The 17,768-nt window shown below is 35.1% G+C and carries 18 protein-coding genes; 1 reads left to right on the forward strand and 17 read right to left on the reverse strand.

Going from position 1 to position 17,768, the window contains the following annotated elements:
- Positions 1-93 precede the first annotated feature (93 nt).
- From BUA73_RS09325 to BUA73_RS09355, 7 genes are all read right to left on the reverse strand, one after another.
- Complete coding sequence (locus tag BUA73_RS09325; RefSeq protein WP_072903863.1) at positions 94-663, reverse strand: 5-formyltetrahydrofolate cyclo-ligase; 570 nt, start codon at positions 661-663, stop codon at positions 94-96.
- Between the two features lie 87 nt (positions 664-750).
- Positions 751-1,998, reverse strand: a complete 1,248-nt coding sequence (locus BUA73_RS09330) for a serine hydroxymethyltransferase (RefSeq protein ID WP_072903864.1) — start codon at positions 1,996-1,998, stop codon at positions 751-753.
- A gap of 155 nt (positions 1,999-2,153) precedes the next feature.
- A complete protein-coding gene (locus BUA73_RS09335) occupies positions 2,154-3,035 on the reverse strand; it encodes a polysaccharide deacetylase family protein (protein WP_072903865.1) in 882 nt (293 codons plus the stop codon).
- Between the two features lie 54 nt (positions 3,036-3,089).
- The gene (trmB, locus tag BUA73_RS09340; RefSeq protein ID WP_072903866.1) at positions 3,090-3,728 is read right to left on the reverse strand and encodes a tRNA (guanosine(46)-N7)-methyltransferase TrmB; all 639 of its coding nucleotides are present in this window, start codon (positions 3,726-3,728) and stop codon (positions 3,090-3,092) included.
- Between the two features lie 62 nt (positions 3,729-3,790).
- Complete coding sequence (locus BUA73_RS09345) at positions 3,791-4,450, reverse strand: site-2 protease family protein (protein ID WP_072903867.1); 660 nt, start codon at positions 4,448-4,450, stop codon at positions 3,791-3,793.
- A gap of 16 nt (positions 4,451-4,466) precedes the next feature.
- Positions 4,467-5,675 carry a hypothetical protein gene (locus BUA73_RS09350; RefSeq protein WP_143146994.1) on the reverse strand — a complete coding sequence of 403 codons (1,209 nt, stop codon included), beginning with the start codon at positions 5,673-5,675 and terminating at the stop codon, positions 4,467-4,469.
- A gap of 10 nt (positions 5,676-5,685) precedes the next feature.
- Positions 5,686-6,702 carry a phosphodiester glycosidase family protein gene (locus tag BUA73_RS09355; protein ID WP_072903869.1) on the reverse strand — a complete coding sequence of 339 codons (1,017 nt, stop codon included), beginning with the start codon at positions 6,700-6,702 and terminating at the stop codon, positions 5,686-5,688.
- A gap of 165 nt (positions 6,703-6,867) precedes the next feature.
- On the opposite strand from BUA73_RS09355, the gene perR reads away from it, so the two are divergent.
- Entirely contained in the window at positions 6,868-7,281 is a 414-nt protein-coding gene (gene perR, locus BUA73_RS09360; protein WP_072903870.1) for a transcriptional regulator PerR, read from the forward strand.
- Between the two features lie 68 nt (positions 7,282-7,349).
- On the opposite strand, the gene BUA73_RS09365 is transcribed toward perR, so the two are convergent.
- The 10 genes from BUA73_RS09365 to BUA73_RS09410 all read right to left on the reverse strand — a co-directional run bounded on the left by BUA73_RS09365 (position 7,350) and on the right by BUA73_RS09410 (position 17,719).
- Positions 7,350-8,477, reverse strand: coding sequence for a hypothetical protein (locus BUA73_RS09365; RefSeq protein WP_072903871.1), 1,128 nt, complete (start codon positions 8,475-8,477; stop codon positions 7,350-7,352).
- Between the two features lie 54 nt (positions 8,478-8,531).
- Positions 8,532-8,861 carry a hypothetical protein gene (locus BUA73_RS09370; protein ID WP_072903872.1) on the reverse strand — a complete coding sequence of 110 codons (330 nt, stop codon included), beginning with the start codon at positions 8,859-8,861 and terminating at the stop codon, positions 8,532-8,534.
- A 30-nt stretch (positions 8,862-8,891) separates the two neighbouring features.
- On the reverse strand, positions 8,892-9,212 hold the full coding sequence (locus tag BUA73_RS09375; protein ID WP_072903873.1) for a hypothetical protein: 321 nt from the start codon (positions 9,210-9,212) through the stop codon (positions 8,892-8,894).
- A gap of 160 nt (positions 9,213-9,372) precedes the next feature.
- Entirely contained in the window at positions 9,373-9,963 is a 591-nt protein-coding gene (locus tag BUA73_RS14120; RefSeq protein ID WP_178139245.1) for a hypothetical protein, read from the reverse strand.
- A 156-nt stretch (positions 9,964-10,119) separates the two neighbouring features.
- Positions 10,120-10,707: a ribosome biogenesis GTP-binding protein YihA/YsxC gene (gene yihA, locus BUA73_RS09385; protein WP_072903874.1), complete on the reverse strand. Its 588-nt coding sequence runs from the start codon at positions 10,705-10,707 to the stop codon at positions 10,120-10,122.
- Positions 10,704-13,031: an endopeptidase La gene (lon, locus tag BUA73_RS09390; protein ID WP_072903900.1), complete on the reverse strand. Its 2,328-nt coding sequence runs from the start codon at positions 13,029-13,031 to the stop codon at positions 10,704-10,706. Before lon ends, yihA begins: the two co-directional genes overlap by 4 nt.
- A 369-nt stretch (positions 13,032-13,400) precedes the next feature.
- Positions 13,401-14,699 carry an ATP-dependent Clp protease ATP-binding subunit ClpX gene (gene clpX, locus BUA73_RS09395; protein WP_072903875.1) on the reverse strand — a complete coding sequence of 433 codons (1,299 nt, stop codon included), beginning with the start codon at positions 14,697-14,699 and terminating at the stop codon, positions 13,401-13,403.
- A 23-nt stretch (positions 14,700-14,722) separates the two neighbouring features.
- Positions 14,723-15,313 (reverse strand): ATP-dependent Clp endopeptidase proteolytic subunit ClpP, encoded by a 591-nt coding sequence (gene clpP / locus BUA73_RS09400; protein WP_072903876.1) that lies wholly within the window; start codon positions 15,311-15,313, stop codon positions 14,723-14,725.
- Between the two features lie 168 nt (positions 15,314-15,481).
- Entirely contained in the window at positions 15,482-16,765 is a 1,284-nt protein-coding gene (gene tig, locus BUA73_RS09405) for a trigger factor (RefSeq protein ID WP_072903877.1), read from the reverse strand.
- Between the two features lie 144 nt (positions 16,766-16,909).
- A complete protein-coding gene (locus BUA73_RS09410; RefSeq protein ID WP_072903878.1) occupies positions 16,910-17,719 on the reverse strand; it encodes a hypothetical protein in 810 nt (269 codons plus the stop codon).
- Positions 17,720-17,768 lie beyond the last annotated feature (49 nt).

The following is a 17,768-nucleotide window of genomic DNA, read 5'->3' on the forward strand; positions in this document are numbered from 1 at the left end:
AAAACACTCCTATGCTTTTGTATTAAATTTTACTTTTGAATTATATCTTTCCCTAGGTATTATAGCATACAAATATATGGATGTTATCATTGTTTATGTAAGATGGTATATATTTTTTTCAGTTACTACCACGTCCATCTTAACATCGTTTTCATCCATAGGGATATCTTCTAGCATCAACTTCTCTCTGCATATGTTGATTTTCTTTCCCGTGAAATCCTTTAAATACCTATCGTAATAGCCGCCGCCGTACCCTAATCGCTGTCCTTTTGAGTTGCAGCTAACACAAGGAACTATACATAAATCTATATTTTCCTTTTCTATTTTAACACAAAACTCCTTGGGTTCCATAATGTTAAATTTGCCCAAAGTAAGATCTTTAATGGAATTAATAATAAAAGCCTCCATGTGGCCAGGCTCCAAACACTTGGGAACGCACACAGTTTTCCCTGTGTTAAAACATTGCTCAATGATATCGTAGGTGTTTATCTCTTCTTTTGTTCCCACAAAGCAAAATACAGTTTTAGCTTCTTTGAACTCTTCCATGCCAAGCAAATTTTTTAATATATAATCATCAGAAGCTTTTTTATAAATTGAACAAAGATTTTCACTGATTTCCCTTACTTTCTTTCTTAATTGTTTTTTTACATCAAATATTGACATAAGTATTTTCCCCCTGTAATTAAATAGGCTGTGCACCTCACTGCCACAGCCTATTTCTTTAATCTATTCTACTTTATATATTATACTTTATTTCTCATACAATGTAAATTTATCGCATAGTTCTGTTACGGAATTACGTATATATTCTTTTTTGTTTTCTAAGTCTGTAGCTGTTAACTTCACTAATTCAGCTATTTTTATCATCTCAGGCTCTTTAAATCCTCTTGTGGTTACAGCTGGAGTTCCAATTCTTATTCCACTTGTTACAAAAGGACTTTGAGGATCATTTGGTATTGTATTTTTATTTACTGTTATATACACTTCATCTAAGTTGTGTTCCAATTCTTTTCCTGTAATATTCATATTTCTAAGGTCTAGAAGCATTAGATGATTGTCTGTTCCCCCAGATATAAGGTTAAATCCTTGCTTCATAAGCTCCTCTGATAAAACCTTTGCATTTTTTATAACTTGATTTTGGTATTCTTTAAATTCAGGTTTTAAAGCCTCTCCGAAACAGACTGCCTTTGCAGCAATTATGTGCATCAGTGGACCACCTTGTGTTCCTGGGAAAATAGCCTTGTTGATTTTCTTTGCCAGCTCCTCTTTACACATAATCATGCCGCCTCTTGGACCTCTAAGAGTTTTGTGTGTTGTGGTGGTTACCACATCAGCATATGGCACTGGATTTTGGTGAAGTCCTGCAGCCACAAGTCCTGCAATGTGGGCCATATCTACGAATAAGTACGCTCCCACTTCCTTTGCTATATCTGCAAATATGTCGAACCTAATTTCTCTAGGGTAAGCTGATGCCCCTGCCACTATCATCTTAGGTTTGTGTTCCTTTGCCAACCTTCTAACCTCGTCGTAATCAATGGTTCCCTTTTCTTTATCTATATCATAGGGAATAAAATTAAAATAAGTTCCTGAGATATTCACTGGACTTCCATGGGTTAAGTGACCACCATGCTCCAAGTTCATTCCCATAACCGTATCACCTGGTTTTAAAAGTGCAAAATAAACTGCAATATTGGCACTAGCTCCAGAATGGGGTTGTACACAAACGTGATCTGCGCCGAAAAGCTTTTTTGCTCTTTCTATGGCTATATTTTCTACCACGTCTACAAACTCACATCCTCCATAATATCGCTTTCCCGGATACCCCTCGGCATATTTATTTGTTAATACAGTTCCCATAGCTTCCATAACTGGCTCTGAAACAATATTTTCAGAAGCTATTAATTCAATATTTCTTCTTTGTCTTGAAAGCTCTTTCTCAATGGCAGTTCCTACTTCTGGGTCGTAATTAGTTAATAATTTCATAACTTCATTAATCATAATAAAATCTCCCTTCAGTTACATTATTCATATTAATGCAGGATTAAAACATCCAAAAACATTCTATCACATAAAGCTTTTAAGTCTTTAAAATATAAATAATTTGAATAGAAGTTGATTGTTCTATATTCATATTTTATTTTAAATGATTTTTTTTATTCAACAAATTCTTCAAAATATGATTTAAATTTTTCTAAACTCATGGGTTTAACTCTTATTCTCTGAAGAGATAAGATACCATTTTTCAGGGAGGCAATGCCCTGCTTTGTGGTGACAGCAGCTTTTGTCCCCAACTCTTTGCCCACTTCTATGGTGCTTTTGTTGTACCTACCCACAGGATAACATACATATTTACTTTCAACTTGAATTTTTTCTTTCAGAAAATCCATATTGTCTTTTATGCTCTTCTTCTGATTTTCTTTGTTTTTAAAGTACAGTCTCTTGTGATCAAAGGTGTGATTTTCTATGGCCATGCCATTGTCCCTAAGTTCCTTTAAATTGTCTTCATTCATATACATGGAGCTTTCATTTACGTAGGAGCCCACCACAAAAAATGTTCCTCTCATCTTATGCTTTTTAAGTATTCTATATGCATCCGTATAGTTATCGTAGTAGCCATCGTCAAAGGTTATGGCAACTGGACGTTTTGGCACCACTCCTGTTTCAAAAGCCTTTACCACATCATCCATGAGCATAGGAGTAAAGTTATTGTCTTTAAGCCACTTTATCTGCTGCTCAAATTGTTCCTCTGGCACCATCAAATTGTTCATAGAATTTATACTGGATATGGAGTGGTACATCAAGATAGGAATCCTGACCTCATTTACATCCTTCTTCTCTAGAATGCAATTATTGTAGTTTATACTACTTATATCTTCGTTTAACTTCTTTATTTCCTTTAATTTTTCTTTTTGCCCCTTTGTCACATCCCTATTGAAATAATTGTAAGTGAATTTCATCTTCACTATGGTGTTTATTAAAAGGGATAAGATGATTAAGACAAGCACAGCTATAAGTATTTTATATTTTTTCTTCATCTATTCCTCCACTGAAAGCTAAAAGTATGATTTTAAAAATCATACTTTTTAATATTATTTAAGCCTAGCAATGCAAAACATTATTTTCATACCCATAGAAGAAAATTTTGTCTCATACTCAGTCTTTATATTTATTTTGTCGTACTCACTTTCGTGAAGATTGTATGTAAGATACTCTATACTAAAGCCTTCACTTTTAAAGTACTGAAGGGAATCGTTGAAAAAGGGTTCATTGTCCGTTTTAAACCAAATCTCTCCTCCCTGCACAAGAAATTCTTTGTACATATTTAGAAAAATTCCATAGGTGAGTCTTCTTTTATTGTGCCGATCCTTGGGCCAAGGTGTAGAAAAGTTAAGATAGATCTTGTTTATCTCATCTTTATCAAACACATCCTTCATCAGCATTATATTTATGGGCATAATTCTTATGTTTTCAATGTTGTTTTCCTCTATTTTTCTAAGCACGTATATAAGAACTTCGTCTTTTAAATCTACAGCAATATAGTTGACCTGGGGATTTTTCATGGCTAGCTCTGTTATAAAAGCTCCTCTGCCACACCCGAGTTCTAACTCAATGGGATTTTCGTTTTGAAATACTTCATGCCACTTTCCCTTTAGTTCATAGGGATTGTATATACAAAAGGAACTAGCTTCCATCTGGGGCCGTGCAGCCCAATTCTTTCTAAGTCTCAAAATTTTGTCCTCCATTCTAAAAGCTTCACATGTGAATTTTACACCTATATTATATCAAATAATTACATTATAAGGGCAAAAAATATATTTTCAATAAAAACTAATGTTTTACTAGCAGGATACCCAACCAAATATTGAAATATAGATCCATTTATCATAGGAAGCGGTATAACGCAAAGCATGAATATGAAGATGCTATATCTTTCTATGTCGTAGGGCAGTTTTCTGAAAAAGCCTGGAAAAATATCTTTTAAAATATGGTATCCATCAAATCCGGGTATAGGCATAAGGTTTAAGAAAAATAAAACCATATTTATCTGAACTGCATATTGTAAAAATCCGAATACCAGCTGCACTGAGCTTTTATCAAAACTATTGATAGTGTACCTTAAGAAAATCACTTTAATCAATTCCAATATAACACTCAGAATAAAGTTTGCAAAGGGGCCAGCAAAGGAAACAAGTAAATCATCTCTCCTGTAATTTTTGTAGGCTCTTTTGTTCACCTGCACCGGCTTAGCCCATCCAAACCTAAAAAACAAAATGCTTATAAATCCTAATATATCTATATGGCTAAGTGGGTTCAGCGTTACTCTTCCTTGAAAATAAGGTGTATCATCACCTAGCATATATGACGTTTTAGCATGGGCATACTCGTGCACTGTAAACGCCATGAGTATACCAGGGATGCTGATTATTAACTCTAAAATGTATTGTCTCATTAATAGCTACCTCCGATTATTGTAGTACTTCTTCACTTAATAGTTCATGGTTATCATTCATGTAAATAAATCCTTTGTCGTAGTAATCCACAACCTTACCTTTAAGTTCCTTTTCAGTTTTTACATTTCCATTGTAGTATATTATTTTATTTTCTTCAGGGTAAGAAACATAAAAGCCGCCGTTTTCGCAGATATAGATGTTCTCTTCCCTAGCTGCCTTGTTGAGCTTTTTATAATTCCAGTTTTTAAGTTCCAAATCTCCCGTACTTATATACAGCTCCTCTACGCCTCCATTTTCAAGAATACCTATATACACTTCTCCCAAATCGTTGCTGCCTAGCAATTTTTCTTTGCCACTGTTTTTCTTGTTTTTTTTCTTATTATCTTCTTGCTTATTTTGCTCTTCTGTATTCTGCTCTTGTGTATTCTGCTCTTGCTTATTCTGCTCTTGGCTTCTCTCATAGTCTTCCCTATCCAGATCTTCAGGATCAGTGCTTTCTTCTGACTGATTTCCTCTAACTTTTATTTCTTCAACTATGTTATAAGGAAAATCCACATAGAAAATCTTATTATTTAATTTATCCTCGTATATCAATCTGTCCATGCTTTCCACTAGACTGAGCTTATCTATGAAATAATTGGTAGTATCTATAGGCATGATATTTTCAGAAATGTCTATACGGTATAAGTTGCTTTTGTCTTTGCCAGAAACCACATTTATATATATTGCCCCTGTGAGCAACGACCCCTCCACATCCTGAACATAGGCATCTTTTTGTTCGTGAGAAATGTCCTTTACGTTTCTCTTTTCACTTGTGTTGGCGTCATAATAGCTTATGGAAAACACAACTTCGCTTCCCCTGTTGATCTTCTCTATTATAATCATTCTCTCTCTTTGAGGAATCCACATATGGTATGCCAATTGGTGATTGCCTTCAAAAGGCACCATTTTTCTACTTTTTGTAGTGCAATCATACACATATAAATTTTTGCCATCTAAATAGCTGATGTATCTTCCATCATAAGAGCACTGAAATTTTTCCCAAGAAGCTTGGCACTTCATTCCTATAGTGATTTTTTCTATATCCTGTTTTTCTTTATAATTCAGCTTATAAATCCTTACGTCCTCTTTAATCATTATGTATTTATCTGCCAGATAAAAAATAATAACCTGAAACACAAGGGATATACATATCCACAAAAATATCTTTTTAAAATATCTCATAGTTTTCACCCTACTTTTCATCCTTTTTCACATAGAATATAGTGGGCACTGCTCTTTCTCCCAATATATTGTACGGTTTATTTACAACCTGACCTGCATAATACATAGTGGTAGAGTACCCTCCGTCTAAGTTTGTGGCATTTACCACCCCTAATTTTAGCATAATATCTTGCACATCCTCTAAAGTTGCGCCTACACTGTTGATCTTTCTTCCTTCTATTACTATCATAACTACAGAGCCATCTTTTCTTTGTCCAATGGCTGTTCTAGGGGCAATACCCCATCCGCCATACTCTCCAAGCATGGTTTTTTTGCCGTTTATCACAAGGGCAGGTCCAAAGCATATGGCTTCCTGCACGTTTTTTGCCTTTAATTCATTGTAGCTGTACAAACCCACCAATAGCTCACCTTTGTCTGTAAAGGCTGCCACGTTATTTTTTCTATTGTAGTCGCTGCTGTCGGAAAAAATCAACTCACCCTTTGATATTATAACTCCACTGGGAATTCCTCCAAGACCACTCCAAGCTTCCTCTAAGCCTTCAGCTCTAGTAAAAAAACCTCCGCCGTTTATGGCAGCAAATGCATCTAACTCTTTTGCTATCTCACTAGTGCTCTGTCCTTCCTTTTTTGTTTTATCACAATACCCTATGGCAACTCTTTTAGGGTCTTCAACACTGATTAAAAGTCCCTTGAATTTTCTTCCCTTAACTTCGAAAATATCGCAATCCTTCCCTGGTTTTTCAGGTATTTTTACCACATTTCCTTTGCTATTGTTTATATAGTCATTTTGCGAATTATCACTTATACCCATCATCTTGTCAATGCTTTCCTTAGACATATACTGTTCCGTAAGCCATACCATCCTTGAAGAAGTATAGGCGCTTTGCGCCACTATACTTTTCAAATGAGAAAAAGGGCCGCAATATATCAATGTAGGACCAGTGGCAAACAATATTACTATCTGTGCCAATATAAATATAAATATTTTAGTAACTTTTCCAATTTTATATTTTTTATTTTTCCTCATTTTCACACCTCTTTTAGCTAATACATATAATTATACTACTTTTTTTAGTTTAATAATAGTATTACATTACAATGTTTTCAATAGATACACATTTTCTATTTGACAAAGGATAATCTTTCTTATATAATAGTAATTACATAATACACAATTATTATAGGTGGAAAAATGGATAATATAACAAAGCAGTTTAAAGAAAAAAAGCTGAAGGTAACACCCCAGAGGATGGCTATTTACAGATATCTTATGAGTACCACAGAGCATCCTTCTGCTGAGACTATCTACAACAGCATAAAATCAGATTATCCCTGTATAAGCCTTGCCACTGTCTACAAGACTTTAAAAACTCTCTCTGAGTCCCAGTTGATACAAGAGCTAAACACTGGTGAGAACAATGCACGTTACGATGCCAACACCAGTTTTCATGGCCACATTCAATGTACAAAATGTGGAGCTGTGGAGGATATTTTTCATATAGACTGCACTTCAATAAAGGAACAGGTGGAGAACATAAGTAAATATTCTGATATAAGTTGCAAGTTTTATTTTAAGGGAATATGCAGTAAATGCCAAAAAAACTAGGAGGTAGTCATACTACTTCCTAGTTTTTCATTGTACTGTTATTATTTTTGTATACATAAGTAATGTATTTACGAGGAAAGCGAATAGTCTTCTAGTGGATCTTCTATGTCCACTATGTGAGCATCTTGAACTTCTGTTGGAGTAACATCATCCAAGACTTCATCGCATTGTTCCGCAACTGTTTCAGCGCTTTTTTCAGTTTTGTATCGCTGCTTGTAAATTTCCATGACGGAGTCCACAAATTCCTTATCTTTTTGACTTATAAATTTATGCATAACTTCCAATATTGCTGAAGCTGGATAGTGCTTATCCCCAACTTCATCATAATCTTCATCCATATCCAATGTATCTTTATGGTATTCTCTGTCCACAACGTGTTCTCTGTTCATGACGTGTTCCATATTTTTCTTTATATTGTCGCTGATATCTTCACTTATATTCAATTTGCTTATTATATAGCTTATTTCATCAGGTGATACGTGCTTTATAAGATTCGATATTTCCGTTTCATCTAGATTTTTCAAAATATCCCTAAGGTTATCTTGTATGTCTACTGGTCCCTTGCTTGCAGAATTCATATTTCCATTCTTAGCTGATTTTGTCCCAAACAAAACCTTTGACAGCAAATTAAAATCCAAGTTAGTAAGCATTTGAAGAAGTGGGTTGTTTGATAAAGACTGAACTATATTTTTTATAGGGTTATTGTTCATACCAAAGGCATTGGCACCATTCATATTTCCCATACTACCCATGTTATTCATGTTTCCCATGTTATTCATGCTACCCATATTGTTCATGTTTCCCATATTGTTCATATTTCCCATGGTGTTCATATTCCCCATGGTGTTCATGCCACTTCCATTGTTCATGTTATTCATGTTGCTTGAGTTATTCATGTTGTTCATATTGCCCATATTGTTTATGCCGTTCATGTTATTCATGTTGTTTCCATTGTTTCCGTTGCTTCCACTGTTTCCATTATTCATGCTGTTCATGTTGTTAGCATTGTTCATATTCCCCATATTGTTCATGGAATTCATGAAGTTACCCATCATATTCTCAGGTTTTACACTATTGAAGGCCATATCTCCTTCTGAAGCTTGGCCTTGCATGTTGTTATTGTTGTTGTTCATCATATATGGATTGTAGTAAGGGGCCTGTTGATCATACTTTCTGCGTCTTTTATGCTTTGACATTATATCACCTCTTTTTTTAAAGGAGGGTATTTATCATACCCTCCCAAGATTAAACTAGTTATTGCAAGGACTTACGCAAGATAAATAGAACAATGCTATAATAAACAATATTCCAATATCCATACCAAATCCTGACCTATTTCCTACTGAGCAAGGATCATCGCATGACCTTCCACTCTTGCCGAAAACAAGAAGTATAAGAATTAAGATTATAAGGCAAGGAAAACTACATGCGCTTTTATTTTTTACACCTGAAGTGCCCTGCGGTGTGCAGCAGCATACAACCTGTGGCTGCGGCTGTGGCATACAGCATCCCATTGGTTGCTGATCTGGAATGCAGCAGCAAATGTGGCTCATGGGCCTTCTACTTTTTTTTCTTGACATTAAAAACACTCCTCTCTATGGTTTATTTTTTTAGCAATTACTTCCACAAGGGCTTACACATGAAAGATAGAATAGAGCTATGATAAAGATTATACCTTTACCACCTAAAAAGCTTTCACCTTCACATCCACATCCATCCTCTGGTCCTATTCCTCTTCTTCCTGTGTTTGAAAATACTAAAAGAATTAGTATTAAGATTATCAAGCAAGAAAAACTGCATCCGCTCTTTCCACCAAGTGTATTATTGGAAGCACACTGTGGAAGACATGGTTGAACTGGTACATACATAGGTTCTTGCTGTGGTTGACAGCAACAACAATTCATTTTTGGTTTAAAACAACAATTTGGCATTTTAAATTCCTCCTATTAATTTGAATATTATTTTTTAGAATTAACTCTGTAATTGTTTATAGATATTGGGGTTGTTTAATTATTTTCATATTGTGTTGGTTTTATACTTCGTTGTTATTCAGAAAAGGTAAGTTTAATAGAAGTGATATGGCAACCACACCTATAACATTTGATTACAGGCACATCTGCACAAATACGTTCTGTATTTTCTATAAGCTTTTCTGCATTTTTTTCTTTCACTCTTTGAGCAACAACATCCACATCCGCTTACATCGCAAAAATCAGGATATTCATAGCTTTCACAACAAGGTACACAACAACTAGTATTGCAACATGGGTCGTAGCAGTACACTGGTCCACAGCAACATACTGGTTCACAGCATTGGCTGTTTCCACAGCATGGGTTGCAACACGGGTTACAACATGGGGTGCAACATGGGTTGCAGCATGGGTCACAGCATGGGTTGCAGCATGGGTTACAGCATGGATTGCAACAAGGATTGCCTCCACCACAGCAAGGATTGCTTCCGCCACCACAACAGTTTCCTCCTAAAAGGTTACCAAATCCATTTCCACAACAACAGAATAGCAGTATCAGTATTATGATGGCTATACCAAATCCGCCACCGAATAGACCTCCTCCTGGGCAACATCTACCCATTAAGTCTCCAATGGTTGCTCCGTCGCCACCACTTCCACCGCTTCCACCACTTCCCGACATAAATTGATTGAATAGGTTGTTTATATCCACTTAACTTCCTCCTTTCAGAAGCTCTATTTGCTAAACTTCCCTTTTTCCTTCCTTTGATTTCCAGTTTTCTTCTTGAGTATACTATATTCTATTCTCCTTTTAATAAATTGACACAAAAAAAATAACCTACTTAAAAATTTAAGCAGGTTATTTTTTTTAAAAGCTTATGCTTTCTTCTATATCACTTAAAAGCTCCTCCACTCCTACTTTCTTAAGAGAAGAAAATTTTATTATCTTCTCCTCCTCAGTTAGATTAAGAGTTTCTCTTATAACTTTTAAGTTTTTAAATATCTCATTTTTGCTTAGCTTATCTATCTTTGTAGCTACCACAACCACCTGGTACTTATAATACTTAATAAATTCGTACATGGTTTTATCGTCTTCTGTTGGCTTATGTCGGCTATCTACTAATAGAACTATCTTTTTTAGATTTTGTCTTTTAGTTAGATAGGTTTCCATAACGTGGCCCCATTTTTCTTTTTCGCTTTTGGATACTTTTGCATATCCATATCCCGGCAAATCCACAAAGTAGAAACTGTTGTTTATGAGGAAAAAGTTTATGAGCCTAGTTTTTCCTGGCACCCCACTAACCTTTACCAAGTTTCTTCTGTTTACAAGGGTGTTTATAAGGGACGACTTTCCTACATTGGATCTGCCTACGAAAGCAACTTCATCCATTCCATCATTGGGATACTGTGTTTTCGCCACTGCCGATATTATAAATTCTGCATTTTTAATTATCATTGTTTATCCTCACTTACTAAGGCTGTTTGAAGAACATCTTCTGCAAATTTAGCTGGAACAAAGTTTAATTTATGTTTTATGCTATCTGGTATCTTCTTTAAATCCTTTTTGTTGTCAAAAGGCATTATTATGGTCTCTATTCCCATTCTATAAGCAGCTAAAGCCTTCTCTCTAAGTCCTCCTATAGGCAATACTTTGCCAGTAAGCGTTATCTCTCCGGTCATGGCTACATTGTGCTTTACTTTTCTATTGCCTAGAGCTGATACAAGGGCTGTCACCATTGTTACACCTGCTGAAGGGCCATCCTTTGGAACTGCACCCTCTGGTACGTGAATGTGAATGTCTTTATCCTTATAAAATTTATCTGTTATATTGAACTTATCACTGTTAGATCTCACGTAGCTATATGCAGCCTTTGCAGATTCCTGCATTACTTCACCTAGTTTACCCGTAAGTTCTAGCTTTCCACTTCCAGGCATGACACTAACTTCTACTGGCAAAGTATCTCCACCATAAGCAGTCCATGCGAGACCTGTGACCACACCTATTTTATCTTCTTTATCCATTTGGTCGTAATTGTATATTGCATCGCCTAGGTACTTTAAGACGGTGTTCACAGTGACGTTAATTTTTTCCTTGTGGTGTTCCACGATTTCTGCTATAGATTTTCTTATAACAGTGGCTATGGTTCTTTCCAAGGTTCTGACGCCAGACTCTCTTGTGTAGTTATCTATTATGGTTTTTATGGCATTGTCTGAAAATGCTATTTGAGATTCTGTCACTGCGTGTTCCTTTAAAAGCTTTGGTATAAGATGCTTCTTTGCAATATGAAGCTTTTCTTCATAGGTGTATCCATCTAATTCAATTATCTCCATCCTATCCAAAAGAGGTCTTGGTATAGTGTCAAGGCTGTTGGCAGTGGTTACAAACATAACCTTTGACAAATCAAAATCCACTTCAAGGTAATGATCTCTAAATGTGTCATTTTGCTCTGAGTCTAGAACTTCTAAAAGAGCATCTGCAGGGTTTCCTCTAAAGTCACTGCTCAATTTATCGATTTCATCTAAAAGAAATAAAGGGTTCTTGCTCTTTGCTTCTTTTATGCCATTGATTATTCTTCCCGGAATAGATCCAACGTACGTTCTTCTGTGCCCTCTAATATCCGCTTCGTCTTTTATACCGCCCAAGGACATCCTAATAAAGTTTCTATTAGTAGCCTCTGCTATGGACTTTGCAATGGATGTCTTTCCTACACCTGGTGGCCCTACAAAACAAATTATAGGAGCGTTCATATTTTTACTTATCTTTCTAACCGCCAAGTATTCAATGATTCTTTCCTTAACTTCTGACATACCATAATGATGCTGGTCTAATATATTTCTTGCTTCGCCGATTTCAATGCTTTCTTTTGTAGATTTATTCCACGGAAGTTCCACCAACAAATCAAGGTATGTTTTAATCAAACCGGATTCTGAAGAGTATGGAGACATAGATTTTAACTTGTGCAGCTCAGCCATGGCCTTGCTTTTTGCTGCTGATGGCAATTTTGCTTTTGTTATTTTTTCTTCGTACTCATCGATTTCTCTTTTTTCATCATCATCCTCGCCCAACTCTTCTTGTATAACCTTCATCTGCTCTCTAAGGTAGTATTCCTTTTGTGATTGGTCGATATTTTTCTTTACTTTTGTTCCAATTCTTCTTTCAACTTTTAAAACTTCATTTTCATTTAAAATAAAAATAAGAAGTTTTTCTAGCCTTTTGTAAACATTGGTCTCCTGTAAAAGCTGTTGCTTATCTTCCAACTTCAATTCCATAAAGCCAGCCATTCCATCTGCCAATTCTGACGGATCCTCAATGTCATCAAAGTATAGACGCTGATCGCCCGATGCAGTGCCTGTTAGCTTCAAATAGCTTTCAAAGGCATCCTGGACAGCCCTTGTTATTGCCTCCATTTCCTCTTGCGAATTCTTAACTAGGTCCTTTAGAGGTAGAACTTTGACTTTAAAGAAAGGCTCCCTTGAAACAAATGATTTTATTTTACACTTTACCTTTCCTTCAACTAGGACTCTCACCACCTCACCTGGAAGTTTTAAGAGCTGCTTTATGGTACAAATAGTACCTACTTTATACACATCATCAATATCTGGCTCTTCTATCTTTGCTTTTTTTTGTGAACACAAAAATATCTGTTGTTTGTTTATCATAGCCTGCTCAAGAGCAGATATGGATTTTTCTCTTCCTACATCAAAATGAATCACCATGTTGGGGAATACAGTCATACCTCTCAAAGGTATCATAACTAATTCCTTTCCATTTTCATCTATTTCATGTATATCAGTATCTAAAGTTATATCATCCTGAATATCTTCTTGGATATCCGCGCTATTTTCTAAGATTTCAGCTGTAAGAGCCGATTCTTTGGAGTTTGTTAACTTATCGTCTTTCATAAAATTACCCCCTACGTATATATCTAATATATTATACACGCAAAACCATTCTTTTTCAAATATATGTTTAGTAAAATAAATAATCTTTATTCATTGTTTTATTCATTGTTTTGTAAATTATTGAACTTTTTAAAAATGCCGAGACCCCCCACTACTTTAGAAGAGTAGGAATTCTCGGCAGCAAACTTTTAGATTTATCTGATGGCTAACCTCCATTTATATAATGGCTAGCCTCCGTTTTTTATATTATGCTGTTTCAGGACCGCTGATCTGCTTTTTCTTCTTTCCTTTTCCAATAGCAGTTCTTACTCCATTCTCAGACATAATTAACTTAGGAGCTTTTGTTTCTATTGTATCTTTTTCTATTACTACACCACTGATGTTTTCATCTGATGGTATATCAAACATTATATCGTTCATAGTTTCTTCGATGATAGCTCTTAATCCTCTAGCCCCTGTTTTTCTCTTTATAGCTTCCTGTGCTATGGCTTTCAAAGCGTCATCTTCAAAGGTCAAACTTACATTGTCTAACTCAAACAACTTAGTGTACTGCTTTACTAAAGAGTTTTTAGGTTCTTTTAGAATCTTCACCAATGTATCTTCTGTAAGGGATTCTAGAGCTACTATTATAGGAAGTCTGCCCACGAACTCCGGTATTAAACCAAACTTCAACAAATCTCCTGGCATTATCTCCTTAAGGTATTCGCTTAAATCCTTTTCTTTTTTGCTTTCAACTTTAGAGCCAAAACCCATAAGGCTATTTCTAGTTCTACTGCTTATTATTTTGTCTATACCGTCAAATGCTCCTCCACAAATAAATAGTATATTTGATGTGTTTATCTGCATAAACTCTTGATGAGGGTGCTTTCTTCCTCCTTGAGGTGGCACAGAAGCTTCAGTTCCTTCTAAAATTTTAAGAAGTGCCTGCTGAACTCCTTCACCCGAAACATCCCTTGTTATGGAAACATTTTCAGATTTTTTTGCTATTTTATCTATTTCGTCAATATATATGATACCTTTTTCAGCTCGTTCAATGTCGTAATCGGCGTTTTGAATCAGCTTTAAAAGTATATTTTCCACATCCTCACCTACATATCCTGCTTCTGTAAGGGTTGTTGCGTCGGCAATGGCAAATGGGACGTTAAGAAATTTAGCCAAGGTTTGGGCTAAAAGGGTCTTACCTGAGCCTGTAGGTCCTAACATTAAAATATTACTTTTCTGAAGTTCTACATCTGTTATCTCTTCAGAATTAGAATTTACTCTCTTATAATGGTTGTATACTGCCACGGCAAGAGATTTCTTTGCCGTATCTTGACCTATAACATACTGGTCCAAATAAGCTTTTATATCTTTGGGTTTTGGAAGGTTATTTAAATCTATATCTTCTACAATTTCTTCTAATTCGTCAGAAACTATCTCAGAGCACAGTTCCACACACTCGTTACAAATGTATACTCCTGGGCCTGCAATAATTCTTTTTACCTGTTCCTGTGTTTTTCCACAAAAGGAACACTTAATTTGTTTCTTATCATCGTACTTTCCCATTACTATTATCGCCTCCAAAATGCCTATTTTTTACTATTCATGATTTCATCTATCAATCCGTATGCTTTAGCTTCCTCTGATGACATAAAATTATCTCTCTCCACATCGTGTTGGATTGTCTCTAATTTCTGTCCTGTTCTTTCGCTGAGAATCCTGTTTAGTGTATCTTTTATCTTTAAAATACGCTTTGCATGGATATCTATATCTGTAGCTTGACCTTGGAAGCCTCCTAAAGGTTGGTGAATCATTATTTCACTGTTTGGAAGTGCATATCTTTTGCCCTTCGCACCTGCTGCCAAAAGGAATGCTCCCATAGATGCAGCCATGCCTATGCAAATAGTAGATACGTCTGGTTTTATATACTGCATTGTATCGTATATAGCCATACCAGCTGTTATAGAACCGCCTGGGCTATTTATATACAAACTTATATCCTTGTCTGGATCCTCTGATTCCAAAAATAGCAATTGTGCTACCACTAGGTTGGCAGAAACATCATTTACCTCTTCTCCTAAAAAAACTATTCTTTCTTTGAGAAGTCTGGAAAATATATCGTAAGCTCTTTCTCCTCTATTTGTCTGCTCTACCACTGTTGGAACTAAACTCATATTCATGTTATCACTCCTATCCTTATTATAATACTTTACTTTTTAATTATTGCCATATATTGTATTATATTATACCATAATTTTCTTTGCAATAAAGTAAAATATTATTACTTCATAATATGGAAATAATACTATAACCCTAAGATTATAGTATTATTGTACTCACAGCCCTTATTATTTTGCCTCTTTTACCAACATATCTATTACTTTTTCATTTACTATAGATGTCTGGATGTATGCTCCCTGTGAAGCAACTATCATATCAGCAGCCTTGTCGATATCTTCCTGACCATACTGTTTTGCAAGCTCTGTTGCCTTTGCTTTTATCTCTTCTGGAGTTGCAGTTATGTTTTCAACTTCAGCTATTTTTGATATAACAAGGTCATTCTTTACTCTCTTCTCAGCCATTTCTCTCATGCTATTTCTCATAGATTCCATAGTGCTGTTTGTATACTGGCAATATAAATCAAGATCTAATCCCTGATATTTTAATCTCATTTCTAAATCTTTTACCATATAGTCTATTTCTTTTTCTACCATTGCGTTTGGAATATCTATTGTAGTATTATCTGCAACTTTATCTAGAACTTTTTCTTCAAATTCTCTTTTTGCTCTTTCTTCATTTGCTTTTTCCATGTTTTCTTTTAAGCTGTTTTTATACGCTTCAAAAGTATCGAACTCAGAAACCTCTTTTGCAAATTCATCATTTAATTCTGGTAACTGCTTAACTTTTATAGCTTTTATTTCTACTTCGAATTTTGCAGCCTTTCCATTTAATTCGTCCCTGCCGTATTCTTCTGGGAATTTTACGTTAACATCTTTCTTTTCACCAACTTTTAGTCCAACTAATTGTTCTTCAAAGTTGTCGATGAAAGTTTTTGAACCTATTTCTAATTCATAATCTGTTCCTTCTCCACCGTCAAAAGCAACGTCATCTATAAATCCTTTGAAATCGATTACAGCTATATCTCCGTTTTCAATAGCTCCATCTTTTTTATCTTCTGTTCTTGCATTTTTAGTTTGCTCAGCTTTTACTGCGTTTTCTAAATCTGCTTCTGATACTTCATATGTAACTTTTTCTACTTCAACGCCTTTGTACTGTCCAAGTTCTACCTCTGGATATACTGCAACAATTGCTTTATACACAAGGTCTTTTCCCTCTCCAATTTCAACTACATCGATTTGAGGATAGTCAACTGGCTTAATATTATTTTCCTTTAACGCCACTGGATATGTTTCATCACAGCAGAAGTTTATAGCATCTTCAAAGAAAACACCTTCTCCATAAAACTTTTTGATTATATGCATTGGAGCCTTACCCTGTCTAAAACCTGGTATATTAAATTTTTTAACATTTTTCTTGTAAGCGCTTTTAATTCCCTCATTAAATTTTTCTGCTTCCACAGTAATTTCTAATTCTATAATATTATGTTCCTTCTTCTCTACTTTAACGTTCATTATATATTCCTCCTACAATTATATAAAACTACACTGTAACTATATCATTATAACATAGCTATAATATTCACACAACTACATTTGTGAAGTATACACTATATGAAGCTATTTTGCAACCTTTTATTGCGCTTAGGAGGGGAAATACTATTTCACCTCTGTTCCATTTTCATTGAAATACCTAGCCTTGCCGTCTAGAATTATCTCTAAGCCTTTGCTGGTGATTTGGCCCATCTGGATTTTGTTTGCTCTGTAATTATTGTTAAATATTCCTCTATGCTTTCCTGTACTCACATCGCAGATCCACAAGAAGTACCTGTTGTTGTTGTTAAGGTTTGGGAGCTTTGTGGCATAATAGACTTTGTCTTTGTATAACCTTGGAGATTCCATCCATATAAACGAAGGGTTTTGCTTTAAAAAGTCATTTCTACTCACCCTTTTCCCCTTAGTGGTTACGAATAAATCATATGATAAATTTTTAACAATACCGCCTTCATTTAAAGAAAATAATTGAGATGTTTTGTTAAAAAATACTATGGCCATTTTTTTATCTTGGCTTAGTTGGTATGTATAGTTTCCATCCTCCTTAAGCTTGTCAATGGACTGTGTTTTGGTGTCTACAGTGTAATCTATTTTAAATCCATTTTCTAATACTGCCGTTCTCTCTTCAACTTTATCTTCTTTTACTTTTTCCTTAATTTCATCCTTGTCAGCACTGATATCTTCTACCTTTGTATTCTCTTTTGAAGAAATATCTTTTACTATTTCAGTTATGTTACCCTTTGGATCCACATTGTTTTTCTTTGCAATGAGCTTCTTTAGGCTGTCTAAATTTAGATACAATATACCCCCTATTAGTAGAGCTATGCTGATTATAACAATGGCTATGGCCCTTATTCTCTTTCTTCTCTTCATAATCTTCTCGTAGTCTTTGCTAAATATACTTACCTTTTTCACTTTTTTCCCCCCTTTTTATGCTACCATTATTATTTTACTGCTTCCTACT

The organism is Hathewaya proteolytica DSM 3090 (assembly GCF_900142225.1).
GTDB classification, from domain to species: domain Bacteria; phylum Bacillota; class Clostridia; order Clostridiales; family Clostridiaceae; genus Hathewaya; species Hathewaya proteolytica.